Origin of the sequence: Pseudomonas sp. S07E 245, from assembly GCF_019599025.1 — a bacterium.
GTDB lineage: Bacteria > Pseudomonadota > Gammaproteobacteria > Pseudomonadales > Pseudomonadaceae > Aquipseudomonas > Aquipseudomonas shirazensis.
Genome location: NZ_CP080625.1, coordinates 5,234,056 through 5,251,970, shown reverse-complemented (window position 1 = coordinate 5,251,970; position 17,915 = coordinate 5,234,056). Strand labels below are relative to the sequence as shown.

The 17,915-nt window shown below is 63.9% G+C and carries 15 protein-coding genes; 14 read left to right on the top strand and 1 reads right to left on the bottom strand.

From position 1 onward, the window contains the following. Positions 1-16: 16 nt before the first annotated feature. The 13 genes from K3F44_RS24160 (at position 17) to K3F44_RS24100 (ending at position 17,007) form a co-directional block, all read left to right on the top strand. Complete coding sequence (locus K3F44_RS24160) at positions 17-1,450, top strand: TolC family outer membrane protein (protein ID WP_188035375.1); 1,434 nt, start codon at positions 17-19, stop codon at positions 1,448-1,450. Next, complete coding sequence (locus K3F44_RS24155) at positions 1,447-3,639, top strand: type I secretion system permease/ATPase (RefSeq protein ID WP_220633108.1); 2,193 nt, start codon at positions 1,447-1,449, stop codon at positions 3,637-3,639. Before K3F44_RS24160 ends, K3F44_RS24155 begins: the two co-directional genes overlap by 4 nt. After that, entirely contained in the window at positions 3,636-4,820 is a 1,185-nt protein-coding gene (locus K3F44_RS24150) for an HlyD family type I secretion periplasmic adaptor subunit (RefSeq protein WP_101316624.1), read from the top strand. Before K3F44_RS24155 ends, K3F44_RS24150 begins: the two co-directional genes overlap by 4 nt. 72 nt (positions 4,821-4,892) lie before the next feature. Next, a complete protein-coding gene (locus K3F44_RS24145) occupies positions 4,893-5,792 on the top strand; it encodes a chemotaxis protein (RefSeq protein ID WP_101316622.1) in 900 nt (299 codons plus the stop codon). Between the two features lie 104 nt (positions 5,793-5,896). Next, entirely contained in the window at positions 5,897-6,208 is a 312-nt protein-coding gene (locus K3F44_RS24140; protein WP_101316620.1) for a hypothetical protein, read from the top strand. Next, a complete protein-coding gene (locus K3F44_RS24135) occupies positions 6,205-6,939 on the top strand; it encodes a YkgJ family cysteine cluster protein (RefSeq protein ID WP_220633107.1) in 735 nt (244 codons plus the stop codon). Before K3F44_RS24140 ends, K3F44_RS24135 begins: the two co-directional genes overlap by 4 nt. 161 nt (positions 6,940-7,100) lie before the next feature. Next, positions 7,101-8,264: an efflux RND transporter periplasmic adaptor subunit gene (locus K3F44_RS24130; RefSeq protein WP_150573625.1), complete on the top strand. Its 1,164-nt coding sequence runs from the start codon at positions 7,101-7,103 to the stop codon at positions 8,262-8,264. Continuing rightward, positions 8,261-11,353 carry a multidrug efflux RND transporter permease subunit gene (locus K3F44_RS24125; RefSeq protein ID WP_220633106.1) on the top strand — a complete coding sequence of 1,031 codons (3,093 nt, stop codon included), beginning with the start codon at positions 8,261-8,263 and terminating at the stop codon, positions 11,351-11,353. The genes K3F44_RS24130 and K3F44_RS24125 overlap by 4 nt, the downstream gene beginning before the upstream one ends. Positions 11,354-11,362: 9 nt before the next feature. Beyond that, positions 11,363-12,037, top strand: coding sequence for a heavy metal response regulator transcription factor (locus K3F44_RS24120; protein WP_103436083.1), 675 nt, complete (start codon positions 11,363-11,365; stop codon positions 12,035-12,037). Continuing rightward, the gene (locus K3F44_RS24115; RefSeq protein WP_220633105.1) at positions 12,012-13,424 is read left to right on the top strand and encodes a heavy metal sensor histidine kinase; all 1,413 of its coding nucleotides are present in this window, start codon (positions 12,012-12,014) and stop codon (positions 13,422-13,424) included. The genes K3F44_RS24120 and K3F44_RS24115 overlap by 26 nt, the downstream gene beginning before the upstream one ends. 130 nt (positions 13,425-13,554) lie before the next feature. Continuing rightward, positions 13,555-13,779, top strand: coding sequence for a hypothetical protein (locus K3F44_RS24110; protein WP_188035371.1), 225 nt, complete (start codon positions 13,555-13,557; stop codon positions 13,777-13,779). Between the two features lie 205 nt (positions 13,780-13,984). Beyond that, positions 13,985-15,307, top strand: a complete 1,323-nt coding sequence (locus K3F44_RS24105; RefSeq protein WP_101316606.1) for an OprD family porin — start codon at positions 13,985-13,987, stop codon at positions 15,305-15,307. Positions 15,308-15,510: 203 nt separating this feature from the next. Continuing rightward, entirely contained in the window at positions 15,511-17,007 is a 1,497-nt protein-coding gene (locus K3F44_RS24100; protein WP_220634217.1) for a sensor domain-containing diguanylate cyclase, read from the top strand. Here K3F44_RS24100 and K3F44_RS24095 read toward each other — a convergent pair. Beyond that, positions 17,004-17,480, bottom strand: a complete 477-nt coding sequence (locus tag K3F44_RS24095; protein WP_101316604.1) for a PA2169 family four-helix-bundle protein — start codon at positions 17,478-17,480, stop codon at positions 17,004-17,006. The two genes, K3F44_RS24100 and K3F44_RS24095, sit on opposite strands and share 4 nt — an antisense overlap. A gap of 199 nt (positions 17,481-17,679) precedes the next feature. Here K3F44_RS24095 and K3F44_RS24090 point away from each other — a divergent pair, with 199 nt between their 5' ends. Continuing rightward, positions 17,680-17,901: a DUF3820 family protein gene (locus K3F44_RS24090; protein ID WP_101316602.1), complete on the top strand. Its 222-nt coding sequence runs from the start codon at positions 17,680-17,682 to the stop codon at positions 17,899-17,901. Positions 17,902-17,915 lie beyond the last annotated feature (14 nt).

The window sequence follows — 17,915 nt, the reverse complement described above, 5'->3', positions numbered from 1 at the left end:
GCAGTAAGGGAAACCTGTGAAGCGAGGCTGTCAGCTGTCACCGCTGTTACTGGGAGCCCTCGGGCTCCTCGCGTGCAACCTCTACCCGGTCGCCATGGCGGCCGATGACATAGACCCGCAACTGCGCCAGATCGGCCCGTCGTTGTTGCGCGATGCTCCGGATGCCGTACCGGCGCGCGCGCCGGTCGGCCAGTCGGCCATAGCTGGCGACCGCCTCGGCATCGACGAGGCGGTGCTGATGGCCGCGCAATGGCACCCCAGCATCGCCGAGGCGGTAGGCAACCTGTACAAACAGGGCGAAGGCATCAACGTCGCCCGCGCTGGTTATTACCCGCAGATTTCCGGCGGCCTGCGCGGCGGCTACGACACCGGCAACGGCGCCGACCGCAGCAGCCAGGCACTAAACCTGTCGCTCAAGCAGATGCTGTATGACTTCGGCAAGGTCGACAACGCCGTCAGCGCCGCCCGCGCCGCTGCCGCCCGGGCCCAGGCCAACATCCTGCTGGTGCTCGATGACCTTGCCCGCGACACCGCCTATGCCTGGATCGAAACCCGCCGCTACGAGCAACTGACAGTGATCGCCCGCGAGCAGATCCGCGGCGTCGGCGACATCGTCGAGCTCGCCCGGCAACGCAGCGACATGGGCGCCAGCGCCCGTTCCGACACGGTGCAGGCCGAGTCACGGGTCGAAAGCGCGCGAGCCACCTTCGCTGAATATCAAGCGCAGCACCAACGCTGGCGCTCGACCCTGGCGGCGCTGCTCGGGCGCATCTCGCCACCGGCGCTGGCCGAGGAGTCACCGCGCCAACTGGAGGGTGCCTGCAGCCGCACCCAAGGCGGCGACGAGCGTTTGCCAGCGGTGCTGATGGCCTTGGCATTGCGTGCGCAGTCTCAGGCCGAGTTGGCCCAGGCCAAGGCTGAAGCCTACCCGACCCTGTCGTTGCAGCCGCAGGTCAATCACTACCTGGACAACGAATACGACCGCGACAATTCGCGCCTCGACCGCACCCAGGCCGGCATTTACCTCAACCTCGAAGTGCCGATTTATCAAGGCGGCGCCGTCAGTGCCCGCAGCCGCGCCGCGGGCTATGCGCTGACCTCGGCCGACGCTGCTGAAGACGCCGCTCGCCTGCAGGCCCGCCGCGGCCTGGCTGAGGCGCAAGCGCAGACGGCGGGACTGGCGCGGCGGCTGCGCTCTCTGGAAGCGCGCCAGGTCAGCATCCAGGAGGCGCGCATGCTCTATGGCCGGCAGTACCTGGACCTCGGCACGCGACCGCTGCTCGACCTGCTCAACGCCGAGCAGGAGATCTACCAGTCACGCTTCGAACTGGCCGGCACTCGCTCGGACCTGCTCCGACTGGATATCGATTGCCTCTACAACAGCAGTGCGCTGCGCTCGGCCTTCGCTCTTGAAGGCCGCAGCCTGCAAGGCGTGGAGATTCAACCATGAGCGACACCGTCAACCTTGATCTGCAGCAGACGCAACAGGCCGCGCCTGCGCCGGACGCACCGCCCCAGGCTGACCTCGGACCCTGGCTGGAGGTGATGCTGCAGGTCGCCCACCACTACCGCCTGGACGTCTCGCCGCAGCGCATCCGCTTGGCCGCCATCGAGGATGCGCGGCCGCTGGACGAGATCCTGCGGCACATGGCGCGGCAGGCCGGGCTGACCCTGCGTTTCGTGCGCTTCGATGCCAAAGGCCTGCGCCAGTGGCGCACGCCGATGGTGCTGGAACTCGACGACGGCCAGTTGGCCACGGTCGAGGCGGTTACCGAAGAAAACGATCTGGCAGTGGTGTTCGCCGGTGATCAGGGGCTGACCTCACGGCTGCCCCGTGAGGCGCTGACCGGCCGCATCGTGCGGGTGGCCCTGCTGCGTCCGGCGCGGCCGTTGCGCGATGTGCGCACCGACGACTACACCGCGCCGTATGACCGCCACTGGTTCGCCCGCATCGTCCTGCGCGACCTGCGCCCGTATGGCCAGGTCATGCTCGCCTCACTGGTGGCCAACGTGCTGGCATTGGCCGGGGTGCTGTTCTCGATGCAGGTATACGACCGGGTGATCCCGGCCGAATCGCTGCCGACCCTGTACGTGTTGTTCGGCGGCGTAGTGCTGGCGCTGGTGTTCGACTTCAGCATGCGCCTGCTGCGCCTGAAGGTCACCGACCTGCTCGGCAAGCGCGCCGACCTGCGCATCTCCGACCTGGTCTTCGGCCATGCCCTGCGCCTGCGCAACTCGGTGCGGCCAAAATCTACCGGCTCGTTCATCTCACAGTTGCGCGAACTGGAACAGATCCGCGACCTGATCACCTCGAGCACTGCCACGGCGCTGGCCGATTTGCCGTTCTTCCTGTTGTTCCTGCTGGTGTTCTGGCTGATCGGCGGCGTGCTGGTGGTGATCCCGTTGGCAGCGCTGGTGGCCATGCTCCTGCCCGGCCTGCTCGCGCAACGGCGGCTGGCACGCCTGGCGAATGCGTCGATGCGCGAGTCGGCGCTGCGCAACGCCATGCTGGTCGAGAGCATCCAGGGCATGGACGAGATCAAGGCGCTGCAGGCCGAGGCCCGCTTCGAGCGCCAATGGAACCAGTACAACGCCGCCTGCGCCCACAGCAACCTGCGCCTGCGCACGCTGACCAATGGCCTGGTGACCTGGACCCAGAACGTCCAGGGCGCGGTGTTTGCCGTGGTCATCGTGGTCGGCGCGCCGATGGTGATTGCGGGTGACCTGACCACCGGCAGCCTGGTCGCGGCATCCATGCTGTCGTCGCGGATGATGGCGCCCATGGCCCAACTGACCCACGTGCTGACCCGCTGGCAACAGGCCAAGGTCGCCCTGCAAGGGCTGGACAAATTGATGCAGTCACCAGTCGATCACCCCGAAAGCGAAGCACGCGTCCACCTGCCGGCAATTCGTGGCGAATATCAGCTGCGCCAGGCCACTTTCCGCTACAGCCCTGAAGCACCGCCGGCCCTGAGCATCAGCAAGCTGAACATTCAGCCTGGCGAACGCATCGCGATTCTGGGCCGCAATGGCGCTGGCAAGTCGACCCTGCTGCAGGCCCTGGGCGGGGCGATGGATCTGGTCGAGGGCGAGGTCACGCTCGATGGCATCGCCATGGCCCACCTCGACCCGGCCGACCTGCGCCGCGACGTCGGCCTGCTGGCGCAGTACTCGCGGCTGTTCCACGGCACCCTGCGGGAAAACCTCACCCTCGGCGCCGGCCAGGCCAGCGACCAGGAACTGCTCGCCGCCCTGGCTGCCAGTGGCGCGCTGGAATTCGTCCGGCAATTGCCCAAGGGCATGGACCACCTGGTGCTCGAAGGCGGCGCAGGCTTGTCCGGCGGGCAACGCCAGGCCCTGGTCCTGGCGCGGCTGCTGGTGCGCCAGCCACAGGTGCTGCTGCTCGATGAGCCGACCGCATCGCTGGATGACATCAGCGAACGGCGCCTGCTGGATAACCTCGAGCGCTTCTGCCAGGGCCGCACGCTGATCATCGCCACCCACCGCATGAGCGTCCTGCAACGGGTCGATCGGGTGCTGGTGCTCGATGGCGGGCGGATCATCATCGACGACAAACGTGACGCTGCCCTGTCACGTTTGAGTCAGGGCGGTCAGCCAAGCCAGGGAGGCAAAGCATGAGCAGCCACGAACTTCCGGCATCATACCTGGATGGAGAAGACGACCACGCCGTGCTGCGCGCCGGGCGCATCATCATGGTCTGCGCCTTGATGCTGGCGGCGTTTCTGGCCTGGGCAGCGTGGTTCGAGGTGGTCGAGGTGTCGACCGGCACCGGCAAGGTCATCCCCAGTTCGCGCGAGCAGGTGATCCAGTCGTTTGAAGGCGGCATCGTCGCGCAGATGAACGTCGCCGAAGGCGATCTGGTCGAGCGCGACCAGGTGCTGGCCCAGCTCGATCCAACCAAGACCTCATCCAGCGTCGGCGAGAGCGAGGCCAAGTACTGGGCAGCGCTGGCCAGCGTCGCCCGGCTGCGCGCCGAGGTCACCGGCAAGCCGCTGAACTTCCCGCCCAGCCTGAGCAAGTCGCCGGAGCTGATCGAGACCGAAACCGCACTGTACCAGACCCGCCGCCGCGGCCTCGAGCAGACCCTGGCCGGCATCGAGGACTCGCTGCGGCTGGTGCGCAGCGAACTGAAAATCACCGAAAACCTGGCCAAGATGGGCGCCTCCAGCCGGGTCGAAGTGATCCGCCTCAACCGCCAGCGCTCGGAGCTCGAACTCAAGGCCAACGAAGCGCGCTCGGACTACCTGGTGCGCGCCCGCGAAGACCTGGCCAGGGCCAGCGCCGAAGCCGACAGCCTCGAGCAGGTGATCCGCGGCCGCAACGACTCGCTGTCCCGCCTGACCCTGCGCTCGCCGGTACGCGGCATCGTCAAGGATATCGAAGTGAATACCCTTGGCGGGGTGGTCCAGCCAGGCGGCCAGGTGATGAAAATCGTACCGATGGACGAGCGCCTGCTGATAGAAACACGCATTGCCCCGCGCGATATCGCCTTCATCCACCCCGATCAGGCGGCCAAGGTCAAGATCAGCGCCTACGACTACTCAATCTATGGCGGCCTCGAAGGCAAGGTGGTGGGTATCTCGCCAGATACCCTGCAGGACGAATTCAAACCCGAGATCTATTACTACCGGGTGTTCATCCGCACCGAACAGGACAGCCTGCAGAACAAGGCCGGCAAACATTTCGCCATTGTCCCGGGCATGATCGCTACGGTGGACATCCGCAGCGGCGAAAAAACCATCCTCGATTACCTGATCAAGCCACTCAATCGAGCCAAGGAGGCCCTGCGCGAACGTTGAAGCGCTAAAGCCTGGGCCGGGCAGGCCGATAACCCGGCATCCTCCCTATTCTGACTTAGCCGAAGGTTGCCCATGGCCACCCAAAATGCCCGCGCGGACTCGTTGTCGCTGCTGCTGTTCACCCTGCGCAGCGGCAAGCTGATGGCGATCAACCTGCTCAAGGTCAGTGAAATCATCACCTGTCCACAGCTGACCAAGCTGCCCGAGTCGCACCCGCACGTCAAAGGCGTGGCCACTCTGCGCGGCAACTCGCTGTCGGTGATCGACCTGTCGCTGGCCATCGGCGAACGGCCGCTGGCCGACCCCGATGGCGGCTGCCTGATCGTCACCGAGATCAGCCGCTCGCGCCAAGGCCTGCATGTACAGGCCGTCAGCCGCATCGTGCATTGCCTGAGCACCGACATCAAACCGCCGCCATTCGGCTCGGGCAACCGTTCGTTCATCACCGGCGTGACCCGGGTCGACAACACCCTGGTGCAGGTACTGGATATCGAAAAGGTCATCCACGCCATCGCCCCGGCGCCAGCCGAGCCGCTGCCGGGCGAACTCGGCGAGGAAGACGCCAGCCTGCTCGCGGCCGCCAACATCCTGGTGGTCGATGACAGCCAGGTTGCCCTGCAGCAGTCGGTGCACACCCTGCGCGGCCTCGGTATCGAGTGCCACACCGCGCGCAGTGCCAAGGATGCGATCAACGTCCTGCTCGAGCTGCAAGGCACCGAACGCGAGATCAACATCATCGTCTCGGATATCGAGATGTCCGAGATGGACGGCTACGCCTTCACCCGTACCCTGCGCGAGACGCCCGACTTCCAGCACCTGTACATCCTCCTGCACACCTCGCTGGATAGCGCCATGAGCAGCGAGAAGGCGAAGAATGCCGGCGCCAATGCGATCCTCACCAAGTTCTCCTCGCCCGACCTCACCGAGTGCCTGGTCACCGCAGCGCGCACCGTGGTATTCGCCGAACGGTAACACCTGGTTGCCATTTGCCCGGCGCACACCGCCAGCTGCATGCCCAGCGGGTGACGAGTCAGGCATAATCGGCGCTCCCTGGGCAATTGTTACCGGTACCCTGTATGAAGTGTTTGCGCTACCTCCTCGCTGTCTGCGCCCTGAGCAGCGGTGTCGCCCAGGCTTCCAGCAGTGAAGCCTGGAACGAATATCGCCAGCAGATGCTCAAGGACTGCCTGGCCGCCAGCCAACTGAAAGACGCCCACGCCCGCGGCAAACCCACCGAGTTCGATGATCGGGTCGGCTACAGCGCCCTGCTGATCGAAGGCATCTACCCGCAAAAGCACATGAAAAAGCGCACCGGCACCGAGCTGTGCCTGTATGACCGTGCGCACAAGCAGGCCTACGTCAGCGAGTGGAACCCCAGCGCCAAGTGAATCCACCCATTCGTTTTGCCTGCACCGGCTGTGGCAAATGCTGCACCGGCCACCATGTGCCACTGACCCTCGCCGAGGCCCGCCAATGGGTGGCCGCAGAGGGGCAGGTAGTGGTGTTGATCGAAGGCTTCGTCAGCGATGGCCCAGGCATGCCGCTGGAGCAGCGCGAACATGTGCTGGGGCGTTCATATCCGGTCAGTTGCGGCGCAGCCGAGCTGCGCGTGTCGGTGACCTTTGCCGCGTTCAACCCTGGCCGCTGCCGCAACCTCGATGAACACGACCTGTGCCGCATCTATGAAACACGGCCGCTGGTGTGCCGGATCTATCCCGCCGAGATCAATCCGCATCTGCCGCTGCGGCCGGAGAACAAGGACTGCCCGCCCGAGGCATGGCAACAAGGCCCTGAGTTGATCCATGGGCAGGTGCTGGCCGATCCGCAGTTGGTCGCACTGATCGCCGCGTCACGCCAGGCCGACCGCGATGACATCGCCACCAAGGTGGCCATCTGCGAAGCGCTGGGGATGAACACCAGTGCCCTGAAAGGCAACGGCTTCACTGCGTACCTGCCGGACATGGGCGCATTCAGCACAGCGCTGGAGCAGGTCGCCAGCGCTGAGCGCGCTGCCTGGAGCGTGCATGTGGTCGACCCGGCGCTGAGCGCCGAGCTGCTCGAACATGGCCTGCGCACGACCGCCGAGACGCCGCAGTACTACGCCTTTATCGGTTTCTGAACGACACTGCAGTGCGGCGCAGGCATTGAGCGCGCCACTGTGCCGGGCAAAACTGTCAGGGCTGACAGCTGGCTGTCACCCTGGCGACCCGGTTGCCGGGCTATAAGCTGTGAGTAGACCAAAGCGTTTCCCCCTTCCCTTCGGCTACGGTACCCGACCCGATGCGACGTCCGTCCCGCTCTGTGATTGTGCTGTGTATTGCGCTGATCGTCCTGCTCGCGCTTGCCTGGTGGTTCAGCCAGCGCCAGGCAGCGCCGCAGAACCACGCGCCCAGCGCAGTGCCGGTGCGGGTGATCAAGGTGGCGCAGCAGGACGTGCCGCGCTTCGCCACGGCGATCGGCAGCGTGCTGTCGCTGCACAACGTGCAGATCCGCCCGCAGGTCGACGGCATTCTCACCCAGGTGCTGGTCAAGGAAGGTCAGTGGGTCAAGCAGGGCGATCTGCTCGCGGTCATTGACGACCGGGCCATCCGCGCCAGCCTCGATCAGGCCCGCGCCTTGCTCGAGCAGAGCCAGGCGCAGTTGCAGGTGGCTGCGGTCGATCTCAAACGCTATCGCTTGCTCAGCAGCGATGACGGCGTATCGAAGCAGACCTTTGACCAGCAACAGGCGCTGGTCAAGCAGCTGCAGGCAACCGCTAAAGGCAATCAGGCGGCCATCGTCAACGCGCAGGTGCAGCTGTCGTACACGCAGATCCGCTCGCCGGTGACCGGGCGAGTCGGTATCCGCAATGTCGACCCCGGCAATCTGGTGCGCAGCAGCGATACCCAGAGCCTGTTCAGCGTGACCCAGATCGATCCGATTGCAGTCGAGTTCGCCCTGCCGCAGCAACTGCTGCCCACCTTGCAGCAGTTGCTCAAGGCACCCGAGCCGGCACTGGTGCAAGCGTTCATGGATGCCGACAATCAGCGCACGCTGCTCGGTGAAGGCCGCCTGGCCTTGATCGACAACCAGATATCAGCCAACACCGGCACCCTGCGCATCAAGGCCGAGTTCGATAACAAGGACGGCCTGCTCTGGCCCGGCCAACTGGTCACGGTCAAACTGCGCACAGGGCTTGATCGCGGCGCGCTGGTGGTGCCACCGCCGGTGGTGCAACGCGGCATCGATGGCCACTACGTCTATCGCCTGGACGGCGACAAGGTCACCAGCGTGCCGGTCAAGGTGCTGTTTCAAGACAGCGACCTGACCATCATCAGCGGGGTAGCCGCCGGCGACCAGTTGGTAGTCGATGGCCAGTCGCGGCTCAAACCTGGCGCGCGCGTCGAAGTGCTCGGCGATCCACCCGCCAGCACTGAGCTGGCCGAGCGCAGGCTACAGCCATGAACAGCCGCAACGGCCTCTCGGCCTGGTGCATCGATCACCCGGTGGCAACCCTGCTGCTGACCTTCGCGCTGATCCTGCTCGGCGCGATTGCCTTCCCCAGGTTGCCAGTGGCGCCGCTGCCGGAGGCGGATTTTCCGACCATTCAGGTCACCACCCAGCTGCCCGGGGCCAGCCCTGAAACCATGGCTTCATCGGTAGCCACGCCTCTGGAGGTGCAGTTCAGCGCCATCCCCGGCCTGGCCCAGATGACCAGCAGCAGCGCACTGGGTTCGACCAACCTGATCCTGCAGTTCAGCCTCGACAAGAACATCGACACCGCCGCCCAGGAAGTCCAGGCGGCGATCAACACGGCCACCTCGAAACTGCCCCAGGACCTGCCCAACCCGCCGACCTGGCGCAAGGTCAACCCGGCCGACAGTCCGGTGCTGGTGCTTACCGTCAGCTCGGCACAAATGCCCGGCAACGAACTGAGCGACTACGTCGAGACCTTGCTCGCGCGCCAGCTGAGCCAGATCGACGGGGTCGGCCTGATCAATATTTCCGGCCAGCTGCGCCCGGCCATCCGGGTTCAGGCGCAGCCGGAAAAACTCGCCGCCATCGGCCTGACCCTGGCCGATATCCGCCTGGCCATCCAGCAGACCAGCCTCAATCTGGCCAAAGGCGCTCTGTACGGTGAGCACAGCGTGTCGACCATCAGCGCCAACGATCAGCTGTTTCATCCCGAGGATTACGCCCGGCTGATCGTGTCCTATCGCGATGGCGCACCGGTCTACCTGAGCGATGTCGCCAAGGTCATCGAGGGCGCCGAGAACGCTTACGTCAAATCCTGGGCCGGCGATCAGTTGGGGTTGAATCTGGTGGTGTTCCGCCAGCCGGGGGCGAATATCGTCGACACCGTCGACCGCGTGCTGGCGGCGCTGCCGCGCTTGCAGGAGATGCTGCCGGCCTCGGTCGAAGTGTCAGTACTGCAGGACCGCACCCAGACCATCCGCGCCTCGCTGCACGAGGTCGAGCTGACCTTGCTGATTGCGGTGGTGCTGGTGATCGGAGTGATGGCGTTGTTCCTGCGCCAGTGGTCGGCGACCCTGGTGGTGTCCAGCGTGCTAGGCGTGTCGCTGATTGCCAGTTGCGCACTGATGTACGTGATGGGCTTCAGCCTGAACAACCTGACCCTGGTCGCGATCGTGATTTCGGTCGGCTTTGTGGTCGACGATGCCATCGTCGTGGTCGAGAACATTCACCGTCACCTTGAAGCCGGCGATGACAGCCGTACAGCGGCGATCAAAGGCGCTGGCGAGATCGGCTTCACGGTGATTTCGATCAGCTTTTCGTTGATTGCCGCGTTCATCCCGCTGCTGTTCATGGGCGGTGTGGTCGGCCGGCTGTTCAAGGAATTTGCCCTGACTGCCACCGCGACCATCCTGATTTCGGTGCTGGTCTCGCTGACCCTGGCACCCACGCTCAGCGCCCTGTTCATGCGCAGGCCGAGTGCCGAGCAGCATGGCGGTTTCGGTGAGCGCTTGCTGCGCTGGTACGAAAAGGGCCTGAATCGCGCCCTCGCCCACCAGCGGCTTACCCTCGGCGTGTTCGGCCTGACCCTGGCGCTGGCGGTAGTCGGTTACGTGGCCATCCCCAAAGGCTTCTTCCCGCTGCAAGACACCGGTTTCATCCTTGGCACCAGCGAAGCGGCGGCGGATGTGTCGTACCCGGCGATGGTCGCCAAGCACGAGGCGTTGGCGAGGATCATCGAGGCTGACCCGGCCGTGCGCGCGTTCTCCCACGCAGTGGGCGTGACCGGCAACAACCAGACCATCGCCAACGGCCGTTTCTGGATTGCCCTGAAACCCCGCGGCGAGCGCGACGTCACCGCCAGCGAACTGATCGACCGGCTGCGCCCGCAACTGGCCAAGGTGCCTGGGGTGGTGCTGTACATGCGCGCCGGCCAGGACATCAACCTCAGCTCCGGGCCGTCGCGCACGCAGTATCAATACGTGCTCAAGAGCAACGACGGCGTTGCCCTGAACCTCTGGACCCAACGCCTGACCGAGCGCCTGCGCGAGGTGCCGGCCCTGCGTGACCTGTCCAATGACCTGCAGCTGGGCGCCAGCGTCACCCGCATCGACATCGACCGTCAGGCGGCGGCACGCTTCGGCCTGACCACCACCGATATCGACCAGGCACTGTACGACGCCTTCGGCCAGCGGCAGATCAGCGAATTCCAGACCGAGACCAACCAGTACAAGGTGATCCTCGAACTGGACGCGCGCCAGCGTGGCAAGGCCGAAAGCCTCAACTACTTCTATCTGCGCTCGCCGCTGACCGGCGAAATGGTGCCACTGGCAGCGGTAGCGCATGTCGCTGCGCCGAGTACAGGGCCGCTGTCGATCGCCCATGACGGCCTGTTCCCGGCCGCCAACCTGTCATTCAACCTGGCGCCGGGAGTGGCCCTTGGCGATGCCGTGCGCATCCTCGAGCAGACCCAGCGCGAGCTGGGCATGCCCGATTCGATCAGCGGCAACTTCCAGGGCGCGGCGCAGGCCTTTCAGAGTTCGTTGTCGAGCCAGCCGTGGCTGATCCTCGCTGCGCTGGTGGCGGTGTACATCATCCTCGGCGTGCTCTACGAGAGCTTCGTGCACCCGCTGACGATCATTTCGACCCTGCCCTCGGCGGGGCTCGGTGCGCTGATTCTGCTCTGGGCGATGGGGCAGGACTTCAGCATCATGGGCCTGATCGGCGTGGTGCTGCTGATTGGCATCGTCAAGAAGAACGGTATCCTGCTGATCGACTTTGCCCTGGAGGCTCAGCGCAAACACGGCATGAGCCCGGAGCAGGCCATTCACCAGGCGTGCCTGACGCGCTTTCGGCCGATCATCATGACCACCCTGGCCGCGCTGCTGGGCGCGGTGCCATTGATGTTCGGCTTTGGCACCGGCGCCGAACTGCGCCAGCCGCTGGGCATCGCCGTGGTCGGCGGTTTGCTGGTCAGCCAGGCGCTGACCCTGTTCACGACGCCGGTGATCTACCTGGCGCTGGAGCGCCTGTTCCATCGCCGCCACCGCACCGACGCCGCCGCGCCACGTATCAGCTGAGAGCAGACCATGCGAGTACTGATCGTCGAAGACGAAGAAAAAACCGCCGACTACCTGCATCGGGGCCTGAGCGAGCAAGGCTTCACCGTTGACGTCGCCCGCGATGGCACCGACGGCCTGCACCTGGCCCTGCACAGCGACTATGACGTGATCGTGCTCGACGTCATGCTCCCCGGCCTGGATGGCTACGGCGTGCTGCGTGGCCTGCGCGCACGCAAGCAGACGCCGGTGATCATGCTGACTGCCCGCGAGCGTGTCGAAGACCGTATCCATGGCCTGCGCGAGGGCGCTGACGACTACCTTGGCAAACCGTTTTCGTTTCTCGAACTGGTCGCCCGCCTGCAGGCGCTGACCCGTCGCAGCAGCAATCATGAGCCGCTGCAGGTGCAGGTCGCTGACCTTTCCATCGACCTGATCAGCCGCAAGGCCAGCCGCGCTGGCCAGCGTCTGGAGTTGACCGCCAAGGAGTTCTCGCTGCTCAGCGTGCTGGCCCGACGCCAGGGCGAAATCCTCTCCAAGACCGCCATTGCCGAGCTGGTCTGGGACATCAACTTCGACAGCGACGCGAATGTCGTCGAGGTGGCGATCAAGCGCCTGCGGGCCAAACTCGACGGGCCGTTCGCCAACAAGCTGCTGCATACCATCAGAGGCATGGGTTATGTCCTGGAAAACCGTGCCGGTTAATTCCATCGCGCTGCGCCTGGCCGGCTTGTTCATGCTGGTGGCGCTGGCGGTATTCCTGCTGATCGGCGCTGCGCTGTATCGCCAGGTCGACCGCAGCCTCGACCTGCTGCCCGCGGCCGAACTGGACGCCCGTTACAGCGTGCTCGAGTCGACCTTGAAGCGCTTCGGCACCCACGAGCATTGGCTCAAGGTCAGCAACAAGCTCAATCTGCTCAGTGAAGAAGATCGGCGCATCCGCTTCTGGGCGGTCAGCAGCGACCCGCAGTTCGAGTACGGCAAACCCAGCGAACAGATCCGCGCCTTCGCCGAAGGCGCCGAGGGCATGCGCGACCTGCGCCTGAACGGCAGCCCCTACCCGTACAAGATGTTGGTCAGTGAGCTGCCGCCCTTGGCACAGCGGCCGGCGCTGCGCTTCATTATCGGCATTGACACCGAAACCTTCTGGCAGGCGCAGCACAGCTTGCTGGTGGCCATCGTCAGCCTGGCCGCGCTGGGCGTGCTGCTGGCCGCCCTGCTGGGCTACTGGGTGGCACGCATCGGTTTACGGCCGCTGTCAGCGCTGTCCAGCAAAGCCCAGGCGCTGGCCGTGCCGCGCCTGGACGGGCGGCTGCCGACCGAGCAACTGGCCCCTGAGCTGGCGCAGTTTGCCGGCGCCTTCAACGCCACCCTGGAGCGGGTCACCCTCGCCTATTCGCGACTCGAGGCGTTCAACGCCGATGTCGCCCACGAACTGCGCTCGCCGCTGACCAACCTGATCGGCCAGACCCAGGTGGCACTGACCCGCGGACGCAGCGCCGAGCACTACCTTGAAGTACTGCAATCGAACCTTGAAGAGCTGGAACGGCTGCGCAGCATCATCAACGACATGTTGTTCCTGGCCAGCGCCGATCAGGGCAGCAAGGCCACCGCGCTGACCCAGGCGTCGCTGGCCGCTGAAGTAGCCACCACCCTCGACTACCTGGATTACATCCTCGAAGACGCCCAGGTGCAGGTCAGGGTCAGCGGCGATGCCATCGCGCCGATCGAAACCGCGCAGTTGCGCCGAGCGCTGATCAACCTGTTGCACAACGCCGTGCAGCACACCCAGGCCCATCAGGTGATCACCGTGCGCATCGATGCGCAGCCTGAGCAGGTCAGCATTGCCGTAAGCAACCCCGGCCCGGCCATCGCCGACGAGCACCTGCAACTGTTGTTCGAGCGTTTCTACCGGGTCGATGCCGCGCGCAGCAACAACGGCGCTGGCAATCATGGCCTGGGCCTGGCGATCGTCAAGGCAATCGCGCTGATGCACGGCGGTGAAGTATTTGTGCGCAGCAACCACGACAGCAACACCTTCGGCATACGCCTGCCGAGCGCTCAAGCCAGCGGGTTTGCCGCTGATAGCTGATGGTTTCGCCGGTTATCATTACTTTTTTCGCAACAGTGCATCTCCAAGCGGATGCTGTTTCTGCGGGCTGAACAGGACTAATTTGGCGCCTGTCCTCACTCACACTTGCAGCGCAAGAAGGTTGTTTCAAATGTCCAACAGTATGGGTATCGCGAGCCTGTTCGTTGCCTCTTCCCTGTTGTTGTCACCGCTGGCCATGGCGGAAGAATCGCCGGCCTTTGTCGCCCGTAACGCAGCCCTTGCCACGGCCCATCAAGAAGCCCGCGAAGGCTATGCCGCGCAATCGGCTGAGGCCGGCAAAGATGCGCAGCAGACAGCTGCCAAGACTGACCAGGATGCTGCCAGCGACAGCTGATCGAGCTACCTGCATCTGCCCCTCTTCCCAAGGCCTGCACGTGGGCGCCCTGCGCGCCGATATGTTAGCCTCTTCAAGCCGCTGCTGATCAGCGGCTTTTTTTATGTCCAAAATTTGCACCACGCAGATACCTCGACTCACTGCAGTCACTGCGTTTTTCGACAATAAAAATTGCCCCACCGTCAGACCAAAGGAGCTCTAACCGGTGTCTTCCGCTTTCCGTTTCACCCCGCTGTTCATTGCATTCGCCGCAACGATGCCAAGCGTTGCCCACGCCGACGAAGCCGCTGAAGGTTTTGTTGCAGGCTCCTCGTTCAACCTGCATCTGCGCAACGCCTACTTCAACCGCAACAACCTCAATAGCGGCGTGCGCGACAACCGTGAATGGGGCCAGGGTTTCGTCGCCCGCTTCGAGTCCGGCTACACCCCGGGCACTATCGGCTTCGGCCTGGATGCGCACGCCATGCTCGGGCTCAAGCTCGATGGCGGTGGCGGCTATGCCGGCACCAGTATCCTGCCTGAACACACCAAGGCCAACGGCGAGCTGGGCGCTGCGCCGCACGCCTTCTCCACTGCCGGTGCCGCGCTCAAGCTCAAGGCGTTCGACACCGAGCTCAAGGCCGGTGACTTGTTCCTCAGCAACCCGGTCATCGCCGGCGGCGAAACGCGCATGCTGCCGCAGACCTTTCGCGGCGTCAGCCTGAGCAACAACAGCATCGACGGCCTGCTCCTCGAAGGCGGCCAGGTCAGCTTCACCAAGCCGTACAACCAGAGCGGCCACCGCCGCATCGACACTTACTACGGCGCCTTGCAGGACAACCGCGACAGTCAGCACCTGAGCTGGGCCGGCGCCTCCTGGAGCGGCAGCGAAGCGATCACCAGCAACCTCTATGCAGCCGAGCTGAAGGACATCTGGAACCAGTACTACTTCGACTTTGACTACACCTATGCAGTCAACGACCTGGTCAGCCTCAACCCGGGTTTGCACTTCTATCACACCCAGGACACCGGCCAGGCGCTGCTGGGCGACATCGACAACAACACGTTCAGCCTGCACTTCACGGTCAACGCCGGTCATCACAGCGTTACCGCCGCCTATCAGCGGGTCAACGGCAACACGCCGTTCGACTACATCAATCTGGGTGACAGCGTGTTCCTCGACAACTCGCGGATGTACTCGGACTTCAACGCACCGAACGAGCGCTCGTGGAAGCTGGCCTACGGTTATGATTTTGCCGGCCTAGGCGTCGATGGCCTGAGCACTGAGCTGTCGTACTCACGCGGTGAAGCAGACCTGACCAAGGCAGCGCAAAACAACGCCTACTACGACTACTACAATGCCGACGGCAAGCACGCCACCCATTGGGAACGTGACCTGGACATCAAGTACGTATTCCAGCAGGGCGATTTCAAAGACCTGTCGGTACTCCTGCGTTATGCCAGCCACCGCGCCAACCAGGCCTACGCTGCCGAGCAGGACAACGATGAAATCCGCCTGATCGTGGATTATCCGCTCAACCTGTTCTGATCGCGGCCTGCAAGCACGGGGCACTCTGCAATGCGGCTTTGCCGCTGCAGAGCGCCCCGTATCAGCCCCGCCAGCGCTGCACGCACTCGTCGGATGGCCAGATAACTTCTTGTCCGACAATCACCGCTTCCCTACACTACCGCCGCCCCGCCCTGGCCCTACCCTCAAGGACACGAGGGACTTACGCAGTTGCGAGCCTCATGTTGCCCAATCGATCACCGGGGAATGCCCCGCTCAAGTCGCACCCCGAACTGTTGCTCAATCTAGGCAGCTGCCTGGCTGTGCTCGCGATTTTGGCGATAGTGGTGTTCTTGCTCGCCCGCGAACGCGACAGCGTCGAGCAGTCGGCAATCCGCTCGTCGAGCAACATCGTCCAGCTGATCGAGAGCGATGTGCTACGCAACATCGAGCTTTACGACCAGTCCCTGCAAGGGCTGATCTGGGCAGTCGGGCGCAAGGAATTGACTGGCGTGCCGAGCGAGCTGCGCCAGCGGCTGCTGTTCAACGAAGCCTTCATCGACCGCCGGCGCGGTGACGTACTGTGGATCGATGCGCAGGGGAACGTGATTGGCGACTCCACCAGCGCTGTCCCGCGCAAGGCCAACTTCGCCGACACAAAGGTATTCAAGGCCCATCAGGCCGACCCCAGCCTGGGCATGTTGATCGGCCCACCGTTCAAGGCCAGGCTTGGCGACCTGGACTGGTGCATCAGTTTCAGCCGGCGTATCAACGGGCTGAATGGTGAGTTCGTAGGTATTGCTGCCGGCGCACTGCGCCTGGGTTACGTCAGCGAGCTGTTCCAGCGCCTGGATATCGGTGTCGACAGCAGCATCAGCCTGTTCAACACCGACGGTCAGTTGCTGGCGCGCCATCCCAGTGCGGCACCCAGTACGCTGATCGGCAGCAACTTCAGCAGCCGGCCCAACTTCCAGCGCATCCTCAGCCAACGCAGTGGCAGCTTTACTGCCAAGTCCAGTGCTTCCGGGGTCGAGCGCCTGTACACCTTCGCCCAGGTTGCCGACCAGCCACTCGTTGTGGTGGTAGCGCACTCGAGCGATGAAGTATTCCAGTCATGGCGCCGTACCGCCGCCGTGGTGAGCATCGCCACGGGCGTGCTGTGCATCGCCATCCTGTGGCTGACGGTGCTGCTCGGACGCGAGCTGCGCCGTCGTCAGGAGCTCGAACTAGGCCTGGAAAAACTGGCGGCAACCGACAGCTTGACCGGCCTTGCCAACCGCCGGCGGCTGGATCAGGTGCTGCGTCTGGAATGGGCACGGGCACAGCGCAACCGCAGGCCGTTGGCGATCCTGATGGTCGATATCGATCATTTCAAGGCGTTCAATCAACGCCACGGGCATGCCGGTGGTGACCATGCATTGCGGGAGGTCGCGAAAACCATAGAAGGCTGTATTCGCAGGCCTTCAGACTTGGCAGCGCGCTATGGCGGCGAGGAATTTCAGATCGTGCTGCCGGAAACCGAACAGGCTGGCGCACTGCTGCTGGCGCAGCGGATCAAGCAGGGGGTGGAGGGCTTGGCGCCATTTGGCGCAGATACCCACTCGGTGACGGTGAGCATCGGCATCGGCCTGTACATCCCCGGTACCCAGCAAGACTTGGCCAGTCTGCTGAGCACCGCGGACGAGGCCCTCTACCGGGCCAAGGCCAAAGGCCGTAACCGGGTAGAGGGACCGCTCGATTAAGAGCGGGCGCGTGCTGCGTCGCGCAGGACCTTCACTTCATCGTGATTGCGCTGTACGCCTTGCAGCTGGGTTTCGACCAGGTTGTAGCTGCTATCGGTAGCAGTACGGCCGAGTTTGACCAGCTTCTCACGGGCCTCTTTGTAAGCCTTGAGGGCGTGGTCTTCACCGCGCTCGACTTCATTGAGGATCGCTTCGTCATCCTTGCCGGTCAGCAGCGACTTCAGATTGACCCAACCGCGGTGCAGATCACCACTGACGCTGGTAGAGGTTTCTGGATCGCCGCCCAGACGACGCACTTCGCTCTGCAGCTCGGCAGCCGAGGTAGCGCAGCCAGCAGCGCGCTTGACGAAGAACGCTTTCAGCTCAGGATTCTTCACGTCCTCGGCAGAGGTCTTGAAGCCTTTCTCGCCATCCTTGCTGTATTCGATCAGGTCGTTGAGGACGTCGATTACATCTTTGTTTGGATTGCTCATTGCTCAAACTCCTTGGCAGTGGGAAGTGGTTATATACAGAGCAGGCTTCGTGCCAATTTATCGAGCAACAAAAAAGACTTATAAATCATTAGCTTACGGATTAATGCCTAACCCTTGTAAACGGCGTTCTGCATGATCACCGCTTGGGCCCTCGTGCAGATTGCAGTATCGTCGGCGCTTTATCCGGAGGCGGCTGGCGATGAAACCTGAATACCTGCAACTGCTGGTGACCCGCAGCATGCCATTCGGCAAATACCAGGGCCGGCTGTTGGCCGATCTGCCTGGCGATTACCTTGGCTGGTTTGCGCGCAAGGGCTTTCCGCCAGGTGAGCTAGGGGCGCTGCTGGCTTTGATGCATGAGATTGATCACAACGGGCTGGGTGAACTGCTGGTGCCATTGCGGCACAAGCACAAACGCTAGGCCCCTTCACCCGA

Excerpts from the sequence above, each read along its gene's own strand:
- K3F44_RS24110 (WP_188035371.1), top strand. The coding sequence starts at position 13,555 with ATGTCCAACAGTATGGGTATCGCGAGCCTGTTCGTTGCCTCTTCCCTG.
- K3F44_RS24125 (WP_220633106.1), top strand. The coding sequence starts at position 8,261 with ATGAACAGCCGCAACGGCCTCTCGGCCTGGTGCATCGATCACCCGGTG.
- K3F44_RS24155 (WP_220633108.1), top strand. The coding sequence starts at position 1,447 with ATGAGCGACACCGTCAACCTTGATCTGCAGCAGACGCAACAGGCCGCG.
- K3F44_RS24095 (WP_101316604.1), bottom strand. The coding sequence starts at position 17,480 with ATGAGCAATCCAAACAAAGATGTAATCGACGTCCTCAACGACCTGATC.
- K3F44_RS24130 (WP_150573625.1), top strand. The coding sequence starts at position 7,101 with ATGCGACGTCCGTCCCGCTCTGTGATTGTGCTGTGTATTGCGCTGATC.
- K3F44_RS24115 (WP_220633105.1), top strand. The coding sequence starts at position 12,012 with ATGTCCTGGAAAACCGTGCCGGTTAATTCCATCGCGCTGCGCCTGGCC.
- K3F44_RS24090 (WP_101316602.1), top strand. The coding sequence starts at position 17,680 with ATGAAACCTGAATACCTGCAACTGCTGGTGACCCGCAGCATGCCATTC.
- K3F44_RS24140 (WP_101316620.1), top strand. The coding sequence starts at position 5,897 with ATGAAGTGTTTGCGCTACCTCCTCGCTGTCTGCGCCCTGAGCAGCGGT.
- K3F44_RS24150 (WP_101316624.1), top strand. The coding sequence starts at position 3,636 with ATGAGCAGCCACGAACTTCCGGCATCATACCTGGATGGAGAAGACGAC.
- K3F44_RS24145 (WP_101316622.1), top strand. The coding sequence starts at position 4,893 with ATGGCCACCCAAAATGCCCGCGCGGACTCGTTGTCGCTGCTGCTGTTC.
- K3F44_RS24120 (WP_103436083.1), top strand. The coding sequence starts at position 11,363 with ATGCGAGTACTGATCGTCGAAGACGAAGAAAAAACCGCCGACTACCTG.